This is a genomic window from Streptomyces sp. NPDC015171, from assembly GCF_043079545.1.
Classification (GTDB): Bacteria; Actinomycetota; Actinomycetes; order Streptomycetales; family Streptomycetaceae; genus Streptomyces.
Genome location: NZ_JBIBUO010000007.1, coordinates 249,623 through 267,983, shown reverse-complemented (window position 1 = coordinate 267,983; position 18,361 = coordinate 249,623). Strand labels below are relative to the sequence as shown.

The 18,361-nt window shown below is 73.2% G+C and carries 13 protein-coding genes; 11 read left to right on the top strand and 2 right to left on the bottom strand.

Annotated features, from left to right (window positions below; translation table 11 throughout):
• Positions 1–106: 106 nt before the first annotated feature.
• Complete coding sequence (locus ACF073_RS21330) at positions 107–1,684, bottom strand: Na+/H+ antiporter (RefSeq protein ID WP_392072169.1); 1,578 nt, start codon at positions 1,682–1,684, stop codon at positions 107–109.
• Positions 1,685–1,919: 235 nt separating this feature from the next.
• Between ACF073_RS21330 and ACF073_RS21325 the strand changes: the two genes are divergently transcribed.
• The 9 genes from ACF073_RS21325 to ACF073_RS21285 all read left to right on the top strand — a co-directional run bounded on the left by ACF073_RS21325 (position 1,920) and on the right by ACF073_RS21285 (position 15,433).
• Positions 1,920–4,415, top strand: coding sequence for an ATP-binding protein (locus ACF073_RS21325; RefSeq protein ID WP_392072167.1), 2,496 nt, complete (start codon positions 1,920–1,922; stop codon positions 4,413–4,415).
• A complete protein-coding gene (locus ACF073_RS21320) occupies positions 4,415–5,215 on the top strand; it encodes a DUF4118 domain-containing protein (RefSeq protein WP_392072165.1) in 801 nt (266 codons plus the stop codon). The genes ACF073_RS21325 and ACF073_RS21320 overlap by 1 nt, the downstream gene beginning before the upstream one ends.
• Positions 5,216–5,389: 174 nt before the next feature.
• The gene (locus ACF073_RS21315) at positions 5,390–7,243 is read left to right on the top strand and encodes an APC family permease (protein WP_392072163.1); all 1,854 of its coding nucleotides are present in this window, start codon (positions 5,390–5,392) and stop codon (positions 7,241–7,243) included.
• 256 nt (positions 7,244–7,499) lie between these two features.
• The gene (kdpF, locus tag ACF073_RS21310) at positions 7,500–7,589 is read left to right on the top strand and encodes a K(+)-transporting ATPase subunit F (RefSeq protein WP_016434100.1); all 90 of its coding nucleotides are present in this window, start codon (positions 7,500–7,502) and stop codon (positions 7,587–7,589) included.
• An 8-nt stretch (positions 7,590–7,597) separates the two neighbouring features.
• Positions 7,598–9,259: a potassium-transporting ATPase subunit KdpA gene (gene kdpA / locus ACF073_RS21305; RefSeq protein ID WP_392072161.1), complete on the top strand. Its 1,662-nt coding sequence runs from the start codon at positions 7,598–7,600 to the stop codon at positions 9,257–9,259.
• 41 nt (positions 9,260–9,300) lie between these two features.
• Positions 9,301–11,400, top strand: a complete 2,100-nt coding sequence (kdpB, locus tag ACF073_RS21300) for a potassium-transporting ATPase subunit KdpB (protein ID WP_392072159.1) — start codon at positions 9,301–9,303, stop codon at positions 11,398–11,400.
• Between the two features lie 5 nt (positions 11,401–11,405).
• Positions 11,406–12,113, top strand: a complete 708-nt coding sequence (locus tag ACF073_RS21295) for a potassium-transporting ATPase subunit C (RefSeq protein WP_392072157.1) — start codon at positions 11,406–11,408, stop codon at positions 12,111–12,113.
• A gap of 91 nt (positions 12,114–12,204) precedes the next feature.
• A complete protein-coding gene (locus ACF073_RS21290; RefSeq protein ID WP_392072155.1) occupies positions 12,205–12,888 on the top strand; it encodes a response regulator in 684 nt (227 codons plus the stop codon).
• Position 12,889: 1 nt separating this feature from the next.
• Positions 12,890–15,433, top strand: a complete 2,544-nt coding sequence (locus tag ACF073_RS21285) for a DUF4118 domain-containing protein (protein ID WP_392072153.1) — start codon at positions 12,890–12,892, stop codon at positions 15,431–15,433.
• A 246-nt stretch (positions 15,434–15,679) separates the two neighbouring features.
• Here the strand turns inward: ACF073_RS21285 and ACF073_RS21280 are convergent, their stop codons facing one another.
• Positions 15,680–16,246, bottom strand: a complete 567-nt coding sequence (locus ACF073_RS21280; RefSeq protein WP_392072151.1) for a universal stress protein — start codon at positions 16,244–16,246, stop codon at positions 15,680–15,682.
• 274 nt (positions 16,247–16,520) lie between these two features.
• Between ACF073_RS21280 and ACF073_RS21275 the strand changes: the two genes are divergently transcribed.
• Positions 16,521–16,877: an SAV_915 family protein gene (locus tag ACF073_RS21275; RefSeq protein ID WP_392072149.1), complete on the top strand. Its 357-nt coding sequence runs from the start codon at positions 16,521–16,523 to the stop codon at positions 16,875–16,877.
• A 14-nt stretch (positions 16,878–16,891) separates the two neighbouring features.
• Positions 16,892–18,217, top strand: coding sequence for a diaminopimelate decarboxylase (lysA, locus tag ACF073_RS21270; protein WP_392072147.1), 1,326 nt, complete (start codon positions 16,892–16,894; stop codon positions 18,215–18,217).
• Positions 18,218–18,361: the final 144 nt, after the last annotated feature.

Sequence of the window (18,361 nt, the reverse complement as noted above, 5' to 3'; positions counted from 1 at the left end):
CCCCCCCGGCTGACACAGCCACGCCCCCAGCCGAGACACCCACGCCCCAGCCGACACACCCACGCCCCCGGCACCGCACCGTAGCCCCCCAACCCCAGTGGAACGGTCAGTCGGAGAGGCGGGCCTCCTCCAGGTCCAGCGCCCGCTGGAGCCGCCGCCGCGTGGTGTCGCTTATGGCGTGGGCGTCGTACAGCCGTTGCAGCTCACCCGTCTCGACGGTGATCAGATCGCGCCGCAGCTGCCGGTAGACCCGGTCCGCGGACTCCCGCCCCGTGCCGTCGCCGCCGTCGTCCCCGGCGGCGAGCCGATCGCGGGCGTCGTCGAGACGCGCGCTCAGACCGCGCCGCAGCCGGTCCAGGACGACCTCCGGCACGACCTCCAGCTCCGCCAGCTCCTCCAGCCGGGCGAGCCCCGTGTGGGCGAGGCGGGCGCGGGCCCCGGCCTCCTCGCGCGCGGTGTGCGCGGGCTCCAGCGCGATCCCGGAGGCGCGGACCACCGGGGCGAGGGTGAAGCCCTGCACGACCAGGGTGACGACCACCACCGAGGTGGTCAGCACCAGCACCAGCGGCCGGCCGGCGAGCGCGCTGCCGTCGCTCGCCGCCTCCGGGATGGACAGCGCGGCGGCCAGCGGCATCACCCCGCGCGTGCCCGCCCAGGTCAGCACCATCGGCACCCGCCAGTTCACCCGGCCGATGCCGCCCTTGCGCTGCACCAGCGCCGACAGGGGCGCCACCCACAGCAGGCGCACGGCGACGAGGGTGCCGGCGACGGCGAGGGCGTACAGCGGCCAGCCCCGGTCGCCGTGGGCCAGCGCCCGCACCTGGGCGGGCAGCGCGAGCCCTATCAGGCTGAAGACGACGCTCTCCAGGAGGAACACGACCGTGCCGTACACGGCGTGCAGCTGGAGTCGTATCCGCGCGTTGGTGAGCCGGTCGCCCCGGCCTCCGAGGACCACCCCCGCCACCACGCACGCGGTCACACCGGAGGTGTGCGCGACCTCCGCCAGCAGATAGGCGGCGTACGGGGTGACCAGGGCGATCACCGTCTCCAGGACCGGCTCCTCGGTACGCCGCCTGATCAGTGCGATCACCCCGGCGACGGCCGCCCCGATCACCGTGCCGCCGCCCGCGAGCAGCAGGAACTCGCCGCCGGCCGCCCCCCAGCCCGCGGCGGCCGAGGCCACGGCGATGCCCGCGGCCACCCGCACCAGCACCAGCGAGGTCGCGTCGTTGAACAGGCTCTCGGCCTGCACCAGCACCTGGACCCGCGGCGGCAGGGCGAGCCTGCGGCCGAGCGCGGTCACCGCCACCGGATCCGTGCTGGCCAGGATCGCGCCGAGGACGAACGCCATCTGCCAGGACAAGGGCGTGACCAGCGCCGCCACGGCGCCGACGGCCGCGGCGGAGGCGAGCACCAGCCCGATGGCGAGGACCCCGACCGGTTTCCACACCGCCCGCAGTTCCCGCCAGGGCATGTCCTCGGCGCTGGCGTAGAGCAGGGGCGGCAGCACGACGAGCCCGATGATCTCCGGGCTGATCTCGATCTGCGGGGTGCCAGGCAGCAGCGCCACCGCGAGCCCCGCGACCACCAGCAGGGAGGGGGCCGGGATGCGCCACCGGCGCGCGAAGGCGGCCACCACCGTGGCGAGGACCACGAGAGCGAGAACCGTACCGACGCCGCGCATGCCGTCCCCCTGGGGCTGACGGAAGCCACCCTGGCCTCCGGCCGACCAGACTTCCCGGCACACCTGGTCCCACCCTATCGGGCCAGGGCACGTCAAGGCGGTGTCAAAGTCCTCCCGGCCGCCGCCAAGGAACCGCTAACACCCGCCCCGACCACCGGGTGAAGCGGCTTCCTTGAGAAGGGAAACCCCTGCTGCGAAGGGGAGTTGGATCAGTGAGCGGAGCGCGTCGGCGGCGATGAGTGACGTACGGCCCGGACGACTGAAGGTCTACCTCGGGGCGGCTCCGGGGGTCGGGAAGACCTACCGGATGCTCGACGAGGGGCGCCGCCGTGCCGCGCGCGGGGCCGATGTGGTGATCGGGCTCGCCGAGTGCCACGGACGCCCGAAGACCCAGGCCATGCTCGACGGCCTGGAGGCCGTCCCGCGGGCGCCCTGCGCCTACCGCGGCGCACGCTTCGAGGAGATGGACCTGGCCGCCGTCCTGGCCCGCCGCCCACAGGTGGCGATCGTCGACGAGTTCGCGCACAGCAACATCCCGGGCGACGGCCGCAACCCCAAGCGCTGGCAGGACATCGAGACCCTGCTCGACGCCGGCATCGACGTCATCACGGCGCTGAACATCCAGCACCTGGAGTCCCTCAACGACGTGGTCGAGAAGATCACCGGGGTGCCCCAGCACGAGACCGTGCCGGACGAGGTCGTACGCCGCGCCTGGCAGATCGAGCTGGTGGACATGGAGCCCGAGGGGCTGCGCCGGCGGATGGCGCACGGCAACATCTACGCCCCCGAGAAGATCGACGCCGCGCTGGCCAACTACTTCCGGGCCGGCAATCTCACCGCGCTGCGCCAGCTGGCGCTGCTCTGGGTGGCCGACCGGGTCGAGGAGGCGCTCCAGGAGTACCGCTCGCAGCACGGCATCGGCCGGGTGTGGGAGACCCGGGAGCGGGTGGTGGTCGCCCTGACCGGCGGCCCCGAGGGGGACACCCTGGTACGGCGGGCCGCCCGGATCGCCGACCGGTCCGCCGGCGGCGACCTGCTGGCCGTGCACGTGGCGCGCAGCGACGGCCTCGCCGCCGGCGTCTCGCACGCCTCGCTGGCCCGGCAGCGCCGGCTCGTGGAGGACCTCGGCGGCAGCTACCACTCGGTCGTCGGCGACGACGTGGCCACCGCGCTGGTGGAGTTCGCGCGCGCCGAGAACGCCAGCCAGCTGGTGCTGGGCACCAGCAGGCGGGGGCGGCTCGCGCGGTTCCTGACCGGTCCCGGCACGGGGGAGACCGTCACCGAGCTGTCCGGCGACATCGATGTGCACCGGGTCACCCATGAGCGGGCCGGCCGGGGCACCCTGCTGCCCTCGCGGCGCCGCACGCTCTCCACGGCCCGGCTGATCGCCGGCCCGGTCGCCGGACTCGTGCTGCCGGTCCTGCTCACCGTCGTCCTCGCCCAGCTGCGCGGCACGCTGAACCTGACCAGCGAGGCCCTGCTGTTCCTGCTCGCCGTGGTGGGCGTGGCCTGCATAGGCGGCGTCGCCTCCGCGGTGATCGCGTCGGTGACGGCGTCCCTGCTGCTCAACTACTGGTTCATACCGCCCATCGGGGCCTTCACGCTGAACGATCCGAACACCCTGCTGGCCCTGGCCGTGTTCGCGCTCGTGGCGGCCACCGTGGCCGCCGTCGTGGACCGGTCGCTCCGGCTTTCGCGCCGCTCCGCCCGCGCCACGGCCGAGGCGGAGACCATGTCGTCCCTGGCCGGCAGCATCGTGCGCGGCGAGGCGACCATCCCGGCGCTGCTGGAGCGGACCCGCGAGACCTTCGGCATGGAGTCGGCGGACCTGGTGGACGAGCCCCCTGACACCGCGGGCGTGACGGTCGTGCCCGCCGGCCCCGGCGCCCATCTCGCGCTGCGGGGCCGCACGCTGTCCTCCTCCGAGCGCCGGGTGCTGGCCGCGTTCGCCGCCCACGTCGGCTCCGCCGTGGAGCGCGCCCGGCTGGCCCAGGCGGCGGCCGAGGTGGAGCCGGTGAAGGCCGCCGACCGGCTGCGCACGGCGCTGCTGCGGGCCGTCGGGCACGATCTGCGCACCCCGCTGGCCGCGGGCTGGGCCGCGGTCACCTCGCTGCGCAGCCGCGATGTCGCCTTCTCCGCCGAGGACCGCGAGGAACTCCTCGCCACCGCCGACGAGTCCATGGCCAAGCTCAGCCGCCTGGTGGAGAACCTCCTCGACCTCAGCCGCCTTGAGGCGGGCGCCCTCACCCTCAACCTGCGGGCCACCACCCTGGAGGAGGTGCTGCCGATGGCGCTGGCCGACGAACCCGGGGTCCGGGTGACGGACATGGAGGGCATACCGGCGGTGCTGGCCGATCCGCCGCTGCTGGAACGGGTGATCGCCAACCTGGTCTCGAACGCCGCCCGGCACAGCCCGCCCGGCAGGCAGGTGCTGGTCACGGCCAGCGCCCTGGCGGGCCGGGTGGAGCTGCGGGTGGTGGACCGGGGGCCGGGGCTGCCCGCCGACGGCCGGGAGCGGCTCTTCGAGCCCTTCCAGCGGCTCGGCGACACCGACAACACCGCGGGACTCGGACTCGGACTCGCCCTCGCGCGCGGTCTGACCGAGGCGATGAGCGGCACCCTCAGCCCCGAGGACACCCCCGGCGGCGGCATGACGATGGTGGTGTCGCTGCCGTTCGCCGCGCGGGCCGCGGACACCGAACCGACCGAGCACCGCGTAGGAGGTGCGTGATGAGCACGATGACCGGCACCTGGAAGCCGTACCGGCGGGACACGGACCGGGCCGCGCCCCGGACCCGGCCGGCGCGGGACCTGCTCGCCCTGGCGGCGGCCCTGGCCGGCCCGTTCCTGGTGGCGCTGGCGCTCGTCCCGTTCCGGACGGCCCTCCCGCACACCGACGCGGCGCTGCTCCTCGTCCTGGCGGTCGCCGCGGTGGCCGCGCTCGGCAGCCGGACGGCGGGCGTGGTCGCGGCCCTTTCGGCGGCGGCCTGGTACGACTTCTTCCTCACCCGCCCGTACCGGACCTTCGACATCACCGGGTCCGCCGACATCGGGACGGCGGTGCTGCTGCTGGCCGTCGCCGTCCTCGTCGCCCAACTCGCGGCGCGCGCCCGCCGGCTGGAGGTCGTCACCGTCACCGACGCGGCCCACCTCGCCCGGCTCCACCGCACGGCGGACCTGGCCCGGACGGCCAACTCGGCCGACATCGTGGTCGACCACGTCCGCGCCGAGCTGACCGGTCTGCTCGGCCTGCGCGCCTGCCGCTTCGAGTACGGCACCCTGCTGGGGCGTCCGCCGCGCCTGGAGAGCGACGGCGGCGTCACCGTGGGCCGGCGCACCTGGGACCCGGACACCGCCGGCTGGCCCGCGGGCGAGATCGAGCTGCGCGCCTACGGCAACGGGCGCTACCTCGGCCGCTTCCTGCTCACCCCCGGACCGGGCCCGGTGCCGCCGCGGCAGGCCCGCCTGGTCGCGGTGACCCTGGCCGGCCAGACGGGGGCCGCCCTGGACACCTCGGGCCCGGTCGCCTGAGCCGGGGCACCCCCCGGCGGGCACCGGCCGTCAAGGTCCCGTCAAAGGCGGCCGGTCCGGCGCGAAGAAGCCGCAAGGAACCGTCGAAGACGGCGGCACGCGGACAGAACCTGGGTGCACCCGCGCACACTTCGGTCCCCGGTGCGCGGCCGGAGAACGAAGGAGCACGCGCCGATGTCCGTCCTGACCACCGAGCCGGATGCCGTCCCCGCCGGCGAGGAACCGCCCGATACCGGTGAACGCCACCGGCTGACCGCCGTCACCGGACTCGCCGCGCTCTCGCTGGACGCCATGGCGTCGGTGGCGTACGGGCCGGAGGCGATCGTCCTCGTCCTCGCCGCGGCCGGTGCCCGCGGCCTCGGCTTCACGATGCCCGTCACGCTGGCCATCGCGGCCCTGCTGGCGGTGCTGGTGGCCTCCTACCGGCAGGTGATCGCCGCCTTCCCGGACGGCGGCGGCTCCTACGCCGTCGCCAAGCGGCACCTGGGCGCGCGGACCAGCCTGGTCGCCGCCGCCTCCCTGGTCCTGGACTACGTCCTGAACGTCGCCGTCGCCGTCACGGCGGGCGTGGCGGCCCTGACCTCCGCCTTCCCGGCCCTGTACGACGAGCGGCTGTGGCTGTGCCTCGCGGTGCTCGCGCTGATCACCTGCGTGAACCTGCGCGGCATCGTGGAGTCGGCGAAGGCGTTCATCGTGCCGACGGCCGTCTTCGTCGGCTCGGTCTTCGTGCTCATCGCGGTCGGCCTGTTCCGCTCCCACCCGGTGAGCACGGCCGCGGCGGCCGGGCACGCCTCGGTGCTCTCCGACAACGCCTCCACCGTGGGGGCGCTGCTGCTGCTGAAGGCGTTCGCCTCCGGCTGCGCCGCGCTCACCGGGGTGGAGGCCATCGCCAACGCCGTCCCGTCCTTCCGGGTGCCCCGGGCCCGGCGGGCCCAGCGGGCGGAGGTCGCCCTGGGCGCCGTCCTCGGCCTGATGCTGATCGGCCTCTCGGTGCTGATCGGCCGCTTCCACCTCCAGCCGGTCGAGGGCGTCACCGTCCTCGCCCAGCTCGCGGACGCCGCCCTCGGCCACAACTGGGCGTTCTACGTCATCCAGTTCGCCACGATGATCCTGCTGGCGCTCTCCGCGAACACCTCCTTCGGCGGCCTGCCGGTACTGCTGAAGCTGCTGGCCCGGGACAACTACGCGCCGCACGTCTTCGCCCTGAAGGCCGACCGCCAGGTCCACCGGCACGGTGTGCTCGCCCTCGCGCTGGTCTCGGCCGGGCTGCTGGTCTTCTCCGGCGGTGACACCAACACCCTGGTGCCGCTGTTCGCCATCGGTGTCTTCGTCGGCTTCACCATCGCCCAGGTCGGCATGGTCCGGCACTGGCTCCTGGAACGCCGGGAGCGGGACAGCCGGGGGTGGCGCGGCAAGGCGCTGCTCAACGGGTCCGGCGCGGTCCTCACCGGGGTCGCCGCCGTCGTCGTCACGGCGAGCAAGTTCACCGAGGGCGCCTGGCTGATCGTGATCGCCCTGCCGCTGCTCGTGGCCGCCTTCGAGGCCGTGCACCACGCCTACGGCCGGATCGGGGACCGGCTCGGGCTCGGCCGCATCCCGGCGGCCCCGCACCGCGAGCGCTCGCTGGTCATCGTCCCGGTGTCCTCGCTGTCCCGGCTCACCTCGGAGGCGCTCACGGCGGCCACCTCCCTCGGCGACGAGGTCCGCGCGGTGACCGTGTGCTACCCGGACCCCGAGGACCGGGCCCAGCTGCACGCCCTGGAGCGCGCCTGGGCCGACTGGGACCCCGGGGTGTCACTCGTCCGGCTGAGCAGCGGGCGGCGCACCCTGGGCCGCCCCATCGCCGCCTACGTCCGCGAGGTCGCCGCGGCCGAGCCCGCCACCCGGGTGACCGTGCTGATCCCGGAGGCCGAGCCGGAGCGGCTGTGGCAGCGGCTGCTGCAGAACCAGCGGGGCGCGGTGGTGGCGCACGCCGTGCGCCGGGAGACGGACGCGGTGATCTGCAGGCTGCGCTTCCGGCTGATGTGAGCCGGGTCACCGAAAGCGACGGGGGGCTGCTCCCCGGTACGGGCCAGGGCCGTAAGGGTCCCGTCAAAGCCGTACGGGCCGCCGTAAGAGAGCCGTCAACGGGCGCTCGATTCCGGCCAGGGAGACGCTTTCCTCGAATCGTCCGTTTCAACCGAACCTCACTCCAGGAGTTCGCGATGGCCGATCTGGCCTTCGTCGTCACCGTGCTCGCGGGTTTCGCGCTGGTGGCTCTTGTCGCCAAGGGGGTGACCAAGCTGTGACCGCCGAGAACATCGTCGGCCTCGTCGTGGCCGTCGCCCTGCTGGGCTATCTCGTCCTCGCCCTGATCTTCCCGGAGAGGTTCTGAGAACAGACATGGGTCCCGTACTGGCCGGCGTGCTGCAGCTGCTCGCCCTGATAGGCGCTCTGGCGCTCGTCTACATCCCCCTCGGCACCTACATGGCCCGGGTCTACTCCTCCAGGAAGCACCTGCGGCTGGAGAAGTGGATCTACAAGGGCATCGGTGCCGACCCCGACACCGAGATGACCTGGACCGCGTATCTCCGGGGCATCCTGGCCTTCTCCGCGGTCGGCGTCCTCTTCCTCTACCTGCTCCAGCGGCTCCAGGGCGTCCTGCCCGGCTCGATGGGCTTCTCCTCGGTCAACCCGGCGCAGTCGTTCAACACGGCCGTGTCCTTCGTGACCAACACCAACTGGCAGTCGTACTACGGCGAGCAGACCATGGGTCACGTCGTGCAGACCGCCGGTCTGGCCGTGCAGAACTTCGTCTCCGCCGCCGTCGGCATGGCCGTCGCCGTGGCGCTGGTGCGGGGCTTCGCCCGCTCCCGCACGGGTGAGCTGGGCAACTTCTGGTCCGACCTGGTGCGCGGCACCGTGCGGATCCTGGTGCCGATCGCGGTCGTCGGCGCGCTCGTGCTGGTCGCCTGCGGTGCCCTCCAGAACTTCTCCGGCATCCACGAGGTCGGCCAGTTCATGGGCGGCTCGCAGCAGTGGAACGGCGGCGCGGTCGCCTCCCAGGAGGCCATCAAGGAGCTGGGCACCAACGGCGGCGGCTACTTCAACGCCAACAGCGCCCACCCCTTCGAGAACCCGACGCCCTTCACCAACCTGTTCGAGATCTTCCTGATCCTGGTGATCCCGTTCTCGCTGACCCGCACCTTCGGCGTGCTGGTCGGCTCGGTGCGGCAGGGCTACGCGATCCTCGCCGCCATGGGCGCCATCTGGCTCGGCTTCACCGCGCTGATGATGTGGACCGAGTTCGCCCACCACGGCCCGGCGCTCCAGGCGGCGGGCGGCGCGATGGAGGGCAAGGAGGTCCGCTTCGGCGTCGGCGGCTCGTCGATCTTCGCCGTGGCGACCACGCTGACCTCGACCGGTGCGGTGGACTCCTTCCACTCCTCCTTCACCGGACTCGGCGGCGGCGTCACCATGCTGAGCATGATGCTGGGCGAGATCGCGCCCGGCGGCACCGGCTCCGGCCTGTACGGCATCCTGATCATGGCCGTCATCGCGGTGTTCATCGCCGGCCTGATGGTCGGCCGCACCCCCGAGTACCTGGGCAAGAAGATCGGCGGGCGCGAGATGAAGCTCGCCGCCTGCTACATCCTCATCACCCCCGCCCTGGTGCTGGTGTTCACGGCGGCCTCCATGGCCCTGCCGACCCCGCCGAACTCGATGCTCAACTCCGGCGCGCACGGCTTCTCCGAGGTCCTGTACGCCTTCACCTCGGCCGCCAACAACAACGGCTCGGCCTTCGCCGGCCTGAACGCGAACACCGACTGGTTCAACACCATGACCGGAATCGCGATGCTGCTCGGCCGCTTCCTGCCCATGGTCTTCGTGCTGGCGCTGGCCGGCTCGCTCGCCGAGCAGAAGCCGGTCCCGGCCACGGCGGGCACCCTGCGCACCGAGAAGCCGCTCTTCACCGGCCTGCTGGTGGGCGCGATCCTGATCATCACCGGCCTCACCTACTTCCCGGCCCTCGCCCTGGGTCCGCTCGCGGAAGGGCTTGCGTGATGAGCACCCGTACCGAGAAGTCAGAGAAGTCAGAGGACTCCATGTCCACAGCCACACCCACCAGGGCGCCGCACAGCGACGTCCCCACCGGGCACAAGCCCGCCGAAGGACGGGTCGGCGCAGGCCTGTTCGACCCCAAGCAGCTGGTCAAGTCGCTGCCGGAAGCGTTCCGCAAGCTCGACCCGCGGGTGATGATCAAGTCCCCCGTGATGTTCGTGGTGTGGATCGGCTCCGTGCTCACCACGGTGTTCTCCGTCAAGGACCCGGGCGACTGGTTCGGCTGGACGATCAGCGCCTGGCTGTGGCTGACCGTGATCTTCGCCAACCTCGCGGAGGCGGTCGCGGAGGGCCGCGGCAAGGCGCAGGCCGACACCCTGCGCAAGGCCAAGACCGACACGGTGGCCCGCCGCCTGGCGGGCGACGCCGAGGAGCGGGTGCCCGGCACCGAGCTGAGGATCGGCGACCTGGTCGTCTGCGAGGCCGGTGACGTCATCCCGGGCGACGGCGACGTCGTCGAGGGCGTCGCGTCCGTGGACGAGTCGGCGATCACCGGTGAGTCCGCCCCCGTCATCCGCGAGTCCGGCGGCGACCGCTCGGCGGTGACCGGCGGCACCAAGGTCCTCTCCGACCGCATCGTCATCAAGATCACGACGAAGCCCGGCGAGACCTTCATCGACCGGATGATCAACCTGGTCGAGGGCGCCGCCCGGCAGAAGACGCCCAACGAGATCGCGCTGAACATCCTGCTCGCCTCGCTGACGATCGTCTTCCTGCTCGCGGTGGCCACCCTGCCGCCGTTCGCGGACTACGCCGGCACCCATCTGACGATGGTCGTGCTGGTCGCCCTGCTGGTCTGCCTGATCCCGACCACCATCGGCGCCCTGCTCTCCGCGATCGGCATCGCGGGCATGGACCGCCTGGTCCAGCGCAATGTGCTGGCGATGTCGGGCCGCGCGGTCGAGGCCGCCGGTGACGTCTCCACACTGCTGCTCGACAAGACCGGCACCATCACCCTCGGCAACCGCCAGGCCGCCGAGTTCGTCCCGGTCCAGGGCACCACCGAGGCCGAGGTCGCCGACGCCGCCCAGCTGTCCTCGCTGGCCGACGAGACGCCCGAGGGCCGCTCCATCGTCGTCCTGGCGAAGGAGAAGTACGGGCTGCGCGAACGCCACCAGGGCGAGCTGGCGCAGGCCGAGTGGATCGAGTTCACCGCCCAGACCCGGATGTCGGGTGTGGACGTCGACGGCCGCAGGATCCGCAAGGGCGCGACCGCCTCGGTCATCGCCTGGGTCGAGCAGCAGGGCGGCTCCGTCGCCAAGGACGCCGACACCGTCGCCAACCGGATCTCCGAGGCCGGCGGCACCCCGCTGCTGGTCGCCGTCCACGACGACGAGGGCGCCCGCGTGCTGGGTGTCATCCACCTGAAGGACGTCGTCAAGGAGGGCATGCGCGAGCGGTTCGAGGAACTGCGCCGCATGGGCATCAAAACGGTCATGATCACGGGTGACAACCCGCTGACCGCCCGGGCCATCGCCGAGGAGGCGGGCGTCGACGACTTCCTCGCCGAGGCCACCCCCGAGGACAAGATGGCCCTCATCAAGCGGGAGCAGGCCGGCGGCAAGCTGGTCGCGATGACCGGTGACGGCACCAACGACGCCCCCGCGCTGGCCCAGGCGGACGTCGGCGTGGCCATGAACACCGGCACGTCGGCCGCCAAGGAGGCCGGCAACATGGTCGACCTCGACTCCAACCCGACCAAGCTGATCGAGATCGTGGAGATCGGCAAGCAGCTCCTCATCACCCGGGGCGCGCTCACCACCTTCTCCATCGCCAACGACGTCGCGAAGTACTTCGCGATCATCCCGGCCCTGTTCGCGGCGGTCTACCCGGGCCTGGACAAGCTGAACATCATGCAGCTGTCCTCGCCCGACTCGGCGATCCTGTCGGCCGTCGTCTTCAACGCGCTGATCATCATCGCGCTGGTGCCGCTGTCCCTGAAGGGCGTGCAGTACCGGCCGGTGAGCGCGGACAAGATGCTCCGCCGCAACCTCGGCATCTACGGCATCGGCGGCCTGGTCGCGCCCTTCATCGGCATCAAGATCATCGACCTGCTCATCTCCCTCATCCCCGGAATCGGCTGATCGCGATGACCAACTCCGTAACCAACACCCTCCGGTTGCTCGGGGCGGGCCTCCGGGCGCTCCTCGTGCTGACCCTGGTGACCGGTGTCATCTACCCGCTGGTCGTCACCGGCGTCGCGCAGGCACTGTTCCACAACAAGGCGAACGGCTCCGAGATCAAGGCGGACGGCAAGGTCGTCGGCTCGTCCCTCATCGGGCAGTCCTACAACCTGCCGCTGAAGAAGGGCCAGGAGACCCCGGACGCCGACCTGAAGTGGTTCCAGGGCCGCCCGGCAGGCGGCCTCGGCAGCAACAGCCTCAACACCCGGTACAAGCTGATCCTCTCGGGCGCGACCAACCTCGCAGCCGACAGCGGCGCGGTCCACGGCACCTGCCCGGCCGAGCCCGCGGACGGCACGCTCTGCGCCCAGGTGGTGTCCGCCAGGGCCGCCGTGGTCAAGGACAACTCGGTGGCCGGCTACACGGTCAAGCCGTCGCAGGTCCCCGCCGACGCGGTGACCTCCTCCGGCTCCGGTCTCGACCCGGCCATCTCCCCCCAGTACGCCGACCTCCAGGTGCACCGGATCGCCGCGAGGAACGGCCTGTCCGTCGCCGCGGTGGAGAAGCTGGTCGAGGACCACACCCAGGGCCGCGCCCTGGGCTTCATCGGCGAGCCGCGGGTCAACGTCCTCGAGCTCAACATCGCGCTCAAGGACCTCGTGGCCCGCAAGTGACGGGCTTACGCGAACGACACGGGAGCCGGCGGCCCGGGAGACATCCCGGACCCGCCGGCTCCCGCAGCCATGACAGGAGAGGCACACACCCATGACCCGGGTGCTCGTGGTGGAGGACGACCCGCAACTCGTACGGGCCCTCGTCATCAACTTGCAGGCACGCCGGTACGGCGTGGACGCCGCGCCCGACGGTGCCACGGCCCTGCGGCTGGCCGCCGCGCGCCAGCCCGACGCGGTGCTGCTGGACCTCGGACTGCCCGACATGGACGGCGTCGACGTCATCAAGGCCCTGCGCGGCTGGACCCGCGTCCCGGTCCTCGTCCTCTCCGCCCGCCAGGCGTCCGACGAGAAGGTCGCGGCCCTCGACGCCGGCGCCGACGACTACATCACCAAGCCGTTCAGCATGGACGAGCTGCTCGCCCGGCTGCGGGCCGCCGTCCGCCGCACCGAGGACACCCCGCTGGTGCCCGAGGCGACCCTGGTCGAGACACCGGACTTCAGCATCGACCTGCTCGCCAAGAAGGCCGTACGGGACGGGCGGGACGTCCGGCTGACCCCGACCGAATGGCATCTGCTGGAGATACTCGTGACCAACCCGGGCCGGCTGATCACGCAGAAGCACCTCCTCCAGGAGGTCTGGGGCGTCTCGCAGAGCACCAAGACCAACTACCTGCGCGTCTACATGGCCCAGCTGCGCCGCAAGTTGGAGACCGACCCCTCCCACCCCCGCTATCTGATCACCGAGCCCGGCATGGGCTACCGCTTCGAGGGATGACATGGCACGCGGCAAGCTCCGGATCTACCTGGGCGCGGCACCCGGCGTCGGCAAGACGTACGCGATGCTGTCGGAGGCGCACCGCCGTACCGAGCGGGGCACCGACTGCGTCGTCGCGTTCGTGGAGCACCATCACCGGCCGCGCACCGAGGTGATGCTGCACGGCCTCGAACAGGTGCCGCGCAAGGAGATCGGGTACCGGGGCAGCACCTTCACCGAGATGGACGTGGACGCCGTCCTCGCCCGCCGCCCCCAGGTGGCCCTGGTCGACGAGCTGCCGCACACCAACATCCCCGGCTCGCGCAACGCCAAGCGCTGGCAGGACGTCGAGGAGCTGCTCGCCGCCGGCATCGACGTCGTCTCCACGGTCAACATCCAGCACCTGGAGTCGCTCGGCGACGTCGTGGAGTCGATCACCGGCGTGCGGCAGCAGGAGACCGTGCCGGACGAGGTCGTCCGCCATGCCGACCAGATCGAGCTGGTCGACATGGACCCGCAGGCCCTGCGCCGCCGCATGGCCCACGGCAACATCTACCAGCCGGACAAGGTCGACGCGGCCCTGTCCAACTACTTCCGCCCCGGCAACCTGACCGCCCTGCGCGAACTCGCCCTGCTGTGGGTGGCCGACCGGGTCGACGAGTACCTCAACGAGTACCGCAGCGAGCACCAGGTCTCGCAGATCTGGGGCTCGCGGGAGCGGATCGTCGTCGGCCTGACCGGCGGCCCCGAGGGGCGCACCCTGATCCGCCGGGCCGCCCGGCTCGCCGAGAAGGGCGCCGGCGGCGAGGTCATGGCCGTGTACATCGGCCGCAGCGACGGGCTGAGCGCGGCCTCCCCGAAGGAACTCGCCCACCAGCGCACCCTCGTGGAGGACCTCGGCGGCACCTTCCACCACGTCGTCGGCGACGACATACCGGCCGCGCTGCTGGACTTCGCGCGCGGCGTCAACGCCACCCAGATCGTCCTCGGCGTCTCCCGCCGCCGGACCTGGCAGTACGCCTTCGGGCCCGGCGTCGGCGCCACCGTCGCCCGCGAGTCGGGACCCGACCTCGACGTCCACCTCATCACGCACGACGAGGTGGGCAAGGGCCGCGGACTGCCCGTGGCCCGCGGGGCCCGGCTCGGCCGCTCCCGGGTCGTCCGGGGCTGGCTCGTCGGCGTGCTCGGCCCCGCGCTGCTGACCCTGCTGCTCACCCGCGCGGCGCCGGAGGTCGGCCTCGCCAACGACATGCTGCTGTATCTGACCCTGACGGTCGCGGCGGCCCTGCTCGGCGGCCTCGCCCCGGCACTGGCCTCGGCGGTGGTCGGCTCGCTGCTGCTCAACTGGTTCTTCACCCCGCCCGTCCACACCCTGACCATCGCCGACCCGAAGAACATCGTCGCCATCGCGATCTTCGTCGGGGTCGCCGTGTCCGTGGCCTCGGTGGTGGACCTCGCGGCCCGGCGCACCCACCAGGCGGCCCGGCTGCGCGCCGAGTCCGAGATCCTCTCCTTCCTCGCCGGCAACGTGCTGCGCGGCGAGACCAGCCTGGAGGCGCTGCTGGAACGGGTCCGCGAGACCTTCGGCATGGAGTCGGCGGCCCTGCTGGAGCGGACCGGCGAGACGGACCCCTGGACCTGCGCGGGCAGCGTGGGCCCGCGGCCCGCCCGGATCCCGGAGGGCGCGGACGTCGACGTACCGGTCGGCGACCACATGGCCCTGTCGCTGAGCGGCCGGGTGCTGCCGGCCGCCGACCGCCGGGTGCTGGCCGCGTTCGCCGCGCAGGCCGCCGTCGTGCTCGACCGCAGGCGCCTGAAGGACGAGGCGGGCCGGGCCAGGGAACTGGCCGAGGGCAACCGCATCCGCACCGCCCTGCTGGCCGCCGTCAGCCACGACCTGCGCACCCCGCTCGCCGGCATCAAGGCCGCCGTCACCTCACTGCGCTCCGACGACGTCGAGTGGTCCGAACAGGACCGGGCGGAACTGCTCGCGGCCATAGAGGAGGGCGCCGACCGGCTCGACCACCTGGTCGGCAACCTGCTGGACATGTCCCGCCTGCAGACCGGCACGGTGACCCCCATCATCCGCGAGACCGACCTCGACGAGGTCGTGCCCATGGCACTCGGCGGGGTGCCCGAGGACAGCGTGGAGCTGGACATCCCCGAGACGCTGCCGATGGTGCACATCGACCGGGGCCTGCTGGAACGGGCCGTCGCCAACATCGTCGAGAACGCCGTCAAGTACAGCCCGGACCGGGAGAGGGTCCTGGTCTCCGCGAGCGCCCTCGCCGACCGGGTGGAGCTGCGCGTGGTGGACCGCGGGCCCGGCGTCCCGGACGAGGCCAAGGACCGCATCTTCGAGCCCTTCCAGCGGTACGGCGACTCGCCCCGCGGTGTCGGCGTCGGCCTCGGCCTCGCGGTCGCCCGCGGCTTCGCCGAGGCGGTCGGCGGCACGCTGCGCGCGGAGGACACCCCGGGCGGCGGCCTCACGATGGTGCTCGCGGTACCGACGTCCCCCGAACGCGAACACCCCGGCGGACTCGTCACGTCGGGCGAACGGGGGTAGCCGGGGCCCGGCCCGCGCCGCCGGCAGGGGGCGCCGCGGTGAACTCCCGCTTTCAGGACCGGCGTTCCAGCGGCGGCTGCGCGGTGGCGCGGGGCTGCGCCGGGGGCGGCCGGTGGCTCGCCGCGCACGGAGGGCGCTCCGGGCGGCGGGTTCACGTGGTGCGCGCGGTGCCAGAACGCGTGCGGCCGGGCGGAGTTGTCGTGTCGGGCGGCCGGCGGCTCGTCGTACGCGGAGGGCGCCCGGGGCTCACGCCCGCGGGGGCACCGTGTGGAACTCCCGTTCCAGCAGACCGGTGTCCAGGCGCAGGCCCAGGGCGTTGCGCCGGTGCAGGGCGGTGAGGGCGGCGTGCAGCGGGGACGGCGGTACCGCGAGGACGGGGCAGCCGGCGCGGGCGAGGCAGTAGCGGCTGACCGAAGGCCACAGCGCCCGGCGCAGCCGGCCCCGGCCGCCGGCGCCGACGACGAGGAGGTCGTCGTCCCGGTCGGCGGTCCGCACCAGCGCGAACCCCGGGGTGCCCCGGACGACGAGCGCCTGCCCCGGCAACCCGGTGTCCGTACCGCCGAACACCTCGCCCAGGGCCTGGACCAGCCGTTCCCCCGCGAGCCGCGTCCACTCCTCGACCAGGACGACGGCGGCCGGGGACCGGCGGGCGGCCAGGTCCCCGCCCGGCGGCTCCCAGGCCAGCACCGGCCACAGCTCGGCACCGCGGCGCCGGGCCTCGTCGGCGGCCCGGGCGAGGGCGGTGAGACTGCCCGGGGAGCCGCTCACTCCGACCAGGACGCGAGCGGCTGAGGGCGGGCGGGAATCGGACATCGGATCCTCCTCGGAACTCCTCCATCCCACCGCGCGCCCAGCGGTTCGAACAGCCCGTACGCCCGTTCTTGGCGCCCTTCTGACGGCCTCCTCCACCCTCTCCCACCAGGCCCGTCAGCATCCCGTCAAGGTCGCCCGGAACACCGTATGCGTCCCGTCAGGGCGCGTCCGGCAACCGGGGGCGCCGGGCATAACGTCGACGCCGGGCCCCGGTCCGCCTCCCCGCCGCCGGGGCCCGCAGACCATGTATCCCGCTGCCTTCCGGAGGCACCCCATGGCAGAAATCCGCTACGGCGACGACGCCGAGCCCTCCGATCGATTCCCGGCCGGACCCCTCTGCGTCCCGGTCCGGCCGGGCCCCTCCGGGTATGCGACCCGGCTTTTTCGCACCCCGCTCGGCGAACGCACCGCCGTGGGCTTCACCTCCGCACGGAGGCTGACCGACGTCCTCGGCCCCGGCCAGGCGTGGATCCGGCTCGCCGAGCCCGCCCTGCGCGCCCTGACCGCGCCGCTCGGCATCACCACCGTCACGGTGGACCCGCAGTTCACCGCCCCCGCTCCCGCCCCGGTCGCCCCGGTCGCACGGGTCGCGGCGGTCAAGCCCGAGATCCCCGCGCTGCGGACCGCCTGAGAGGGGCAGCCACGATGACCACGGTTCACGAACCCACCACCGCAGTCGGCCTGTCGGTGTGGCCCGCCTCCACCGCCCGGGCCCCGCACGGCGACCTCGCCGTGGGCGGCGTCCCGCTCGCCGAGGTCGCCGACCGCTTCGGCACCCCCGCCTACGTCCTGGACGAGGCCGAGGTGCGCGACCGCTGCCGCACCTACCGCGACGCCTTCCCCGACGCCGAAGTCCTCTACGCGGCCAAGGCGTTCCTGTGCCGCGCGATGGCCCACTGGATGGACGAGGAGGGCTTCGGCCTCGACGTCTGCTCGGCCGGCGAACTCGAACTCGCCGTCACCACCGGCTTCCCGCCCGGGCGGATCGTGCTGCACGGCAACGCCAAGTCACCCCGCGACCTGGACACCGCCCTGCGCCTCGGCGTCGGCCGGATCGTCATCGACAGCCCCGCCGAGATCGCCCGGCTGGCCGCCGCGGTCGGCCCGGACGGCCACCAGAAGGTGATGGTCCGGGTGGTGCCCGGGATCAGCGCGGGCGGCCACGAGAAGATCCGCACCGGCACCGACGACCAGAAGTTCGGCCTGTCCATCGCCGACGGCTACGCCCAGCACGCCATCGCCCGGATCCTCGACCAGCCGCAGCTCGAACTCACCGGTCTGCACTGCCATCTGGGCTCGCAGATCACCAGCGTCAAGCCGTACCTCGTCGCCGTGCGCCGCCTGGTCGGCCTGATGAGCCGGCTCCACGAGCAGCACGGCCTGATCCTGCCCGAACTCGACCTCGGCGGCGGCCACGGCATCGCCTACCGCCCCGGCGAGGAGGCCCTCGACCTCACCGCGCTGGCCCGCAAGGTCCGCGCCGAACTCGCCGACGCCTGCGCCACGGCCGGGCTCCCGGTGCCGCGCCTGATCATCGAGCCGGGCCGGGCCATCGCGGGCCCGGCGGGCGTCGCCGTCTACCGCGTACTGGCCGTGAAGCACACCGGCGAGCACGTGTTCGTGGCGGTCGACGGCGGCATGAGCGACAACCCGCGCCCGGCCCTGTACGGCGTCCGGTACGCGCCCCGGCTGGTCGGCAGGGCCGGCACCGCGGCCCCGGCCCGGGTGACCGTGGTCGGCCGGCACTGCGAGGCCGGCGACGTCCTCGCGGCCGATGTGGACCTGCCGTCCGACATCCACCCCGGTGACCTGCTCGCCGTCCCGGTGGCCGGCGCCTACCACCTCTCCATGGCCTCCGGCTACAACCTGGTCGGCCGCCCGCCCGTGGTCGCCGTCCGCGACGGGCTCGCCCGGCTCCTGGTCCGCCGCGAATCGCTGGAGGACATCCGCAGCCGCGACGTCGGCCTGTAGCCGGCGCCCCGCGGCGAGCGGGCCCCGAGACCCCCGGGCGGGCCGGTCATCCTCCCGCACGCCGACCGGCCCGCCCGGGTGCGCCGGCGGGCGCGCGCCCCGCCCGCCCCGCAGACTGGGTCCGACCGCCCGACCGGCCCCGGC

Coding starts and splice junctions, on each gene's coding strand:
- ACF073_RS21330 (WP_392072169.1), bottom strand. CDS start 1,684: ATGCGCGGCGTCGGTACGGTTCTCGCTCTCGTGGTCCTCGCCACGGTG.
- ACF073_RS21325 (WP_392072167.1), top strand. CDS start 1,920: ATGAGTGACGTACGGCCCGGACGACTGAAGGTCTACCTCGGGGCGGCT.
- ACF073_RS21320 (WP_392072165.1), top strand. CDS start 4,415: ATGAGCACGATGACCGGCACCTGGAAGCCGTACCGGCGGGACACGGAC.
- ACF073_RS21315 (WP_392072163.1), top strand. CDS start 5,390: ATGTCCGTCCTGACCACCGAGCCGGATGCCGTCCCCGCCGGCGAGGAA.
- kdpA (WP_392072161.1), top strand. CDS start 7,598: ATGGGTCCCGTACTGGCCGGCGTGCTGCAGCTGCTCGCCCTGATAGGC.
- kdpB (WP_392072159.1), top strand. CDS start 9,301: ATGTCCACAGCCACACCCACCAGGGCGCCGCACAGCGACGTCCCCACC.
- ACF073_RS21295 (WP_392072157.1), top strand. CDS start 11,406: ATGACCAACTCCGTAACCAACACCCTCCGGTTGCTCGGGGCGGGCCTC.
- ACF073_RS21290 (WP_392072155.1), top strand. CDS start 12,205: ATGACCCGGGTGCTCGTGGTGGAGGACGACCCGCAACTCGTACGGGCC.
- ACF073_RS21285 (WP_392072153.1), top strand. CDS start 12,890: ATGGCACGCGGCAAGCTCCGGATCTACCTGGGCGCGGCACCCGGCGTC.
- ACF073_RS21280 (WP_392072151.1), bottom strand. CDS start 16,246: ATGTCCGATTCCCGCCCGCCCTCAGCCGCTCGCGTCCTGGTCGGAGTG.
- ACF073_RS21275 (WP_392072149.1), top strand. CDS start 16,521: ATGGCAGAAATCCGCTACGGCGACGACGCCGAGCCCTCCGATCGATTC.
- lysA (WP_392072147.1), top strand. CDS start 16,892: ATGACCACGGTTCACGAACCCACCACCGCAGTCGGCCTGTCGGTGTGG.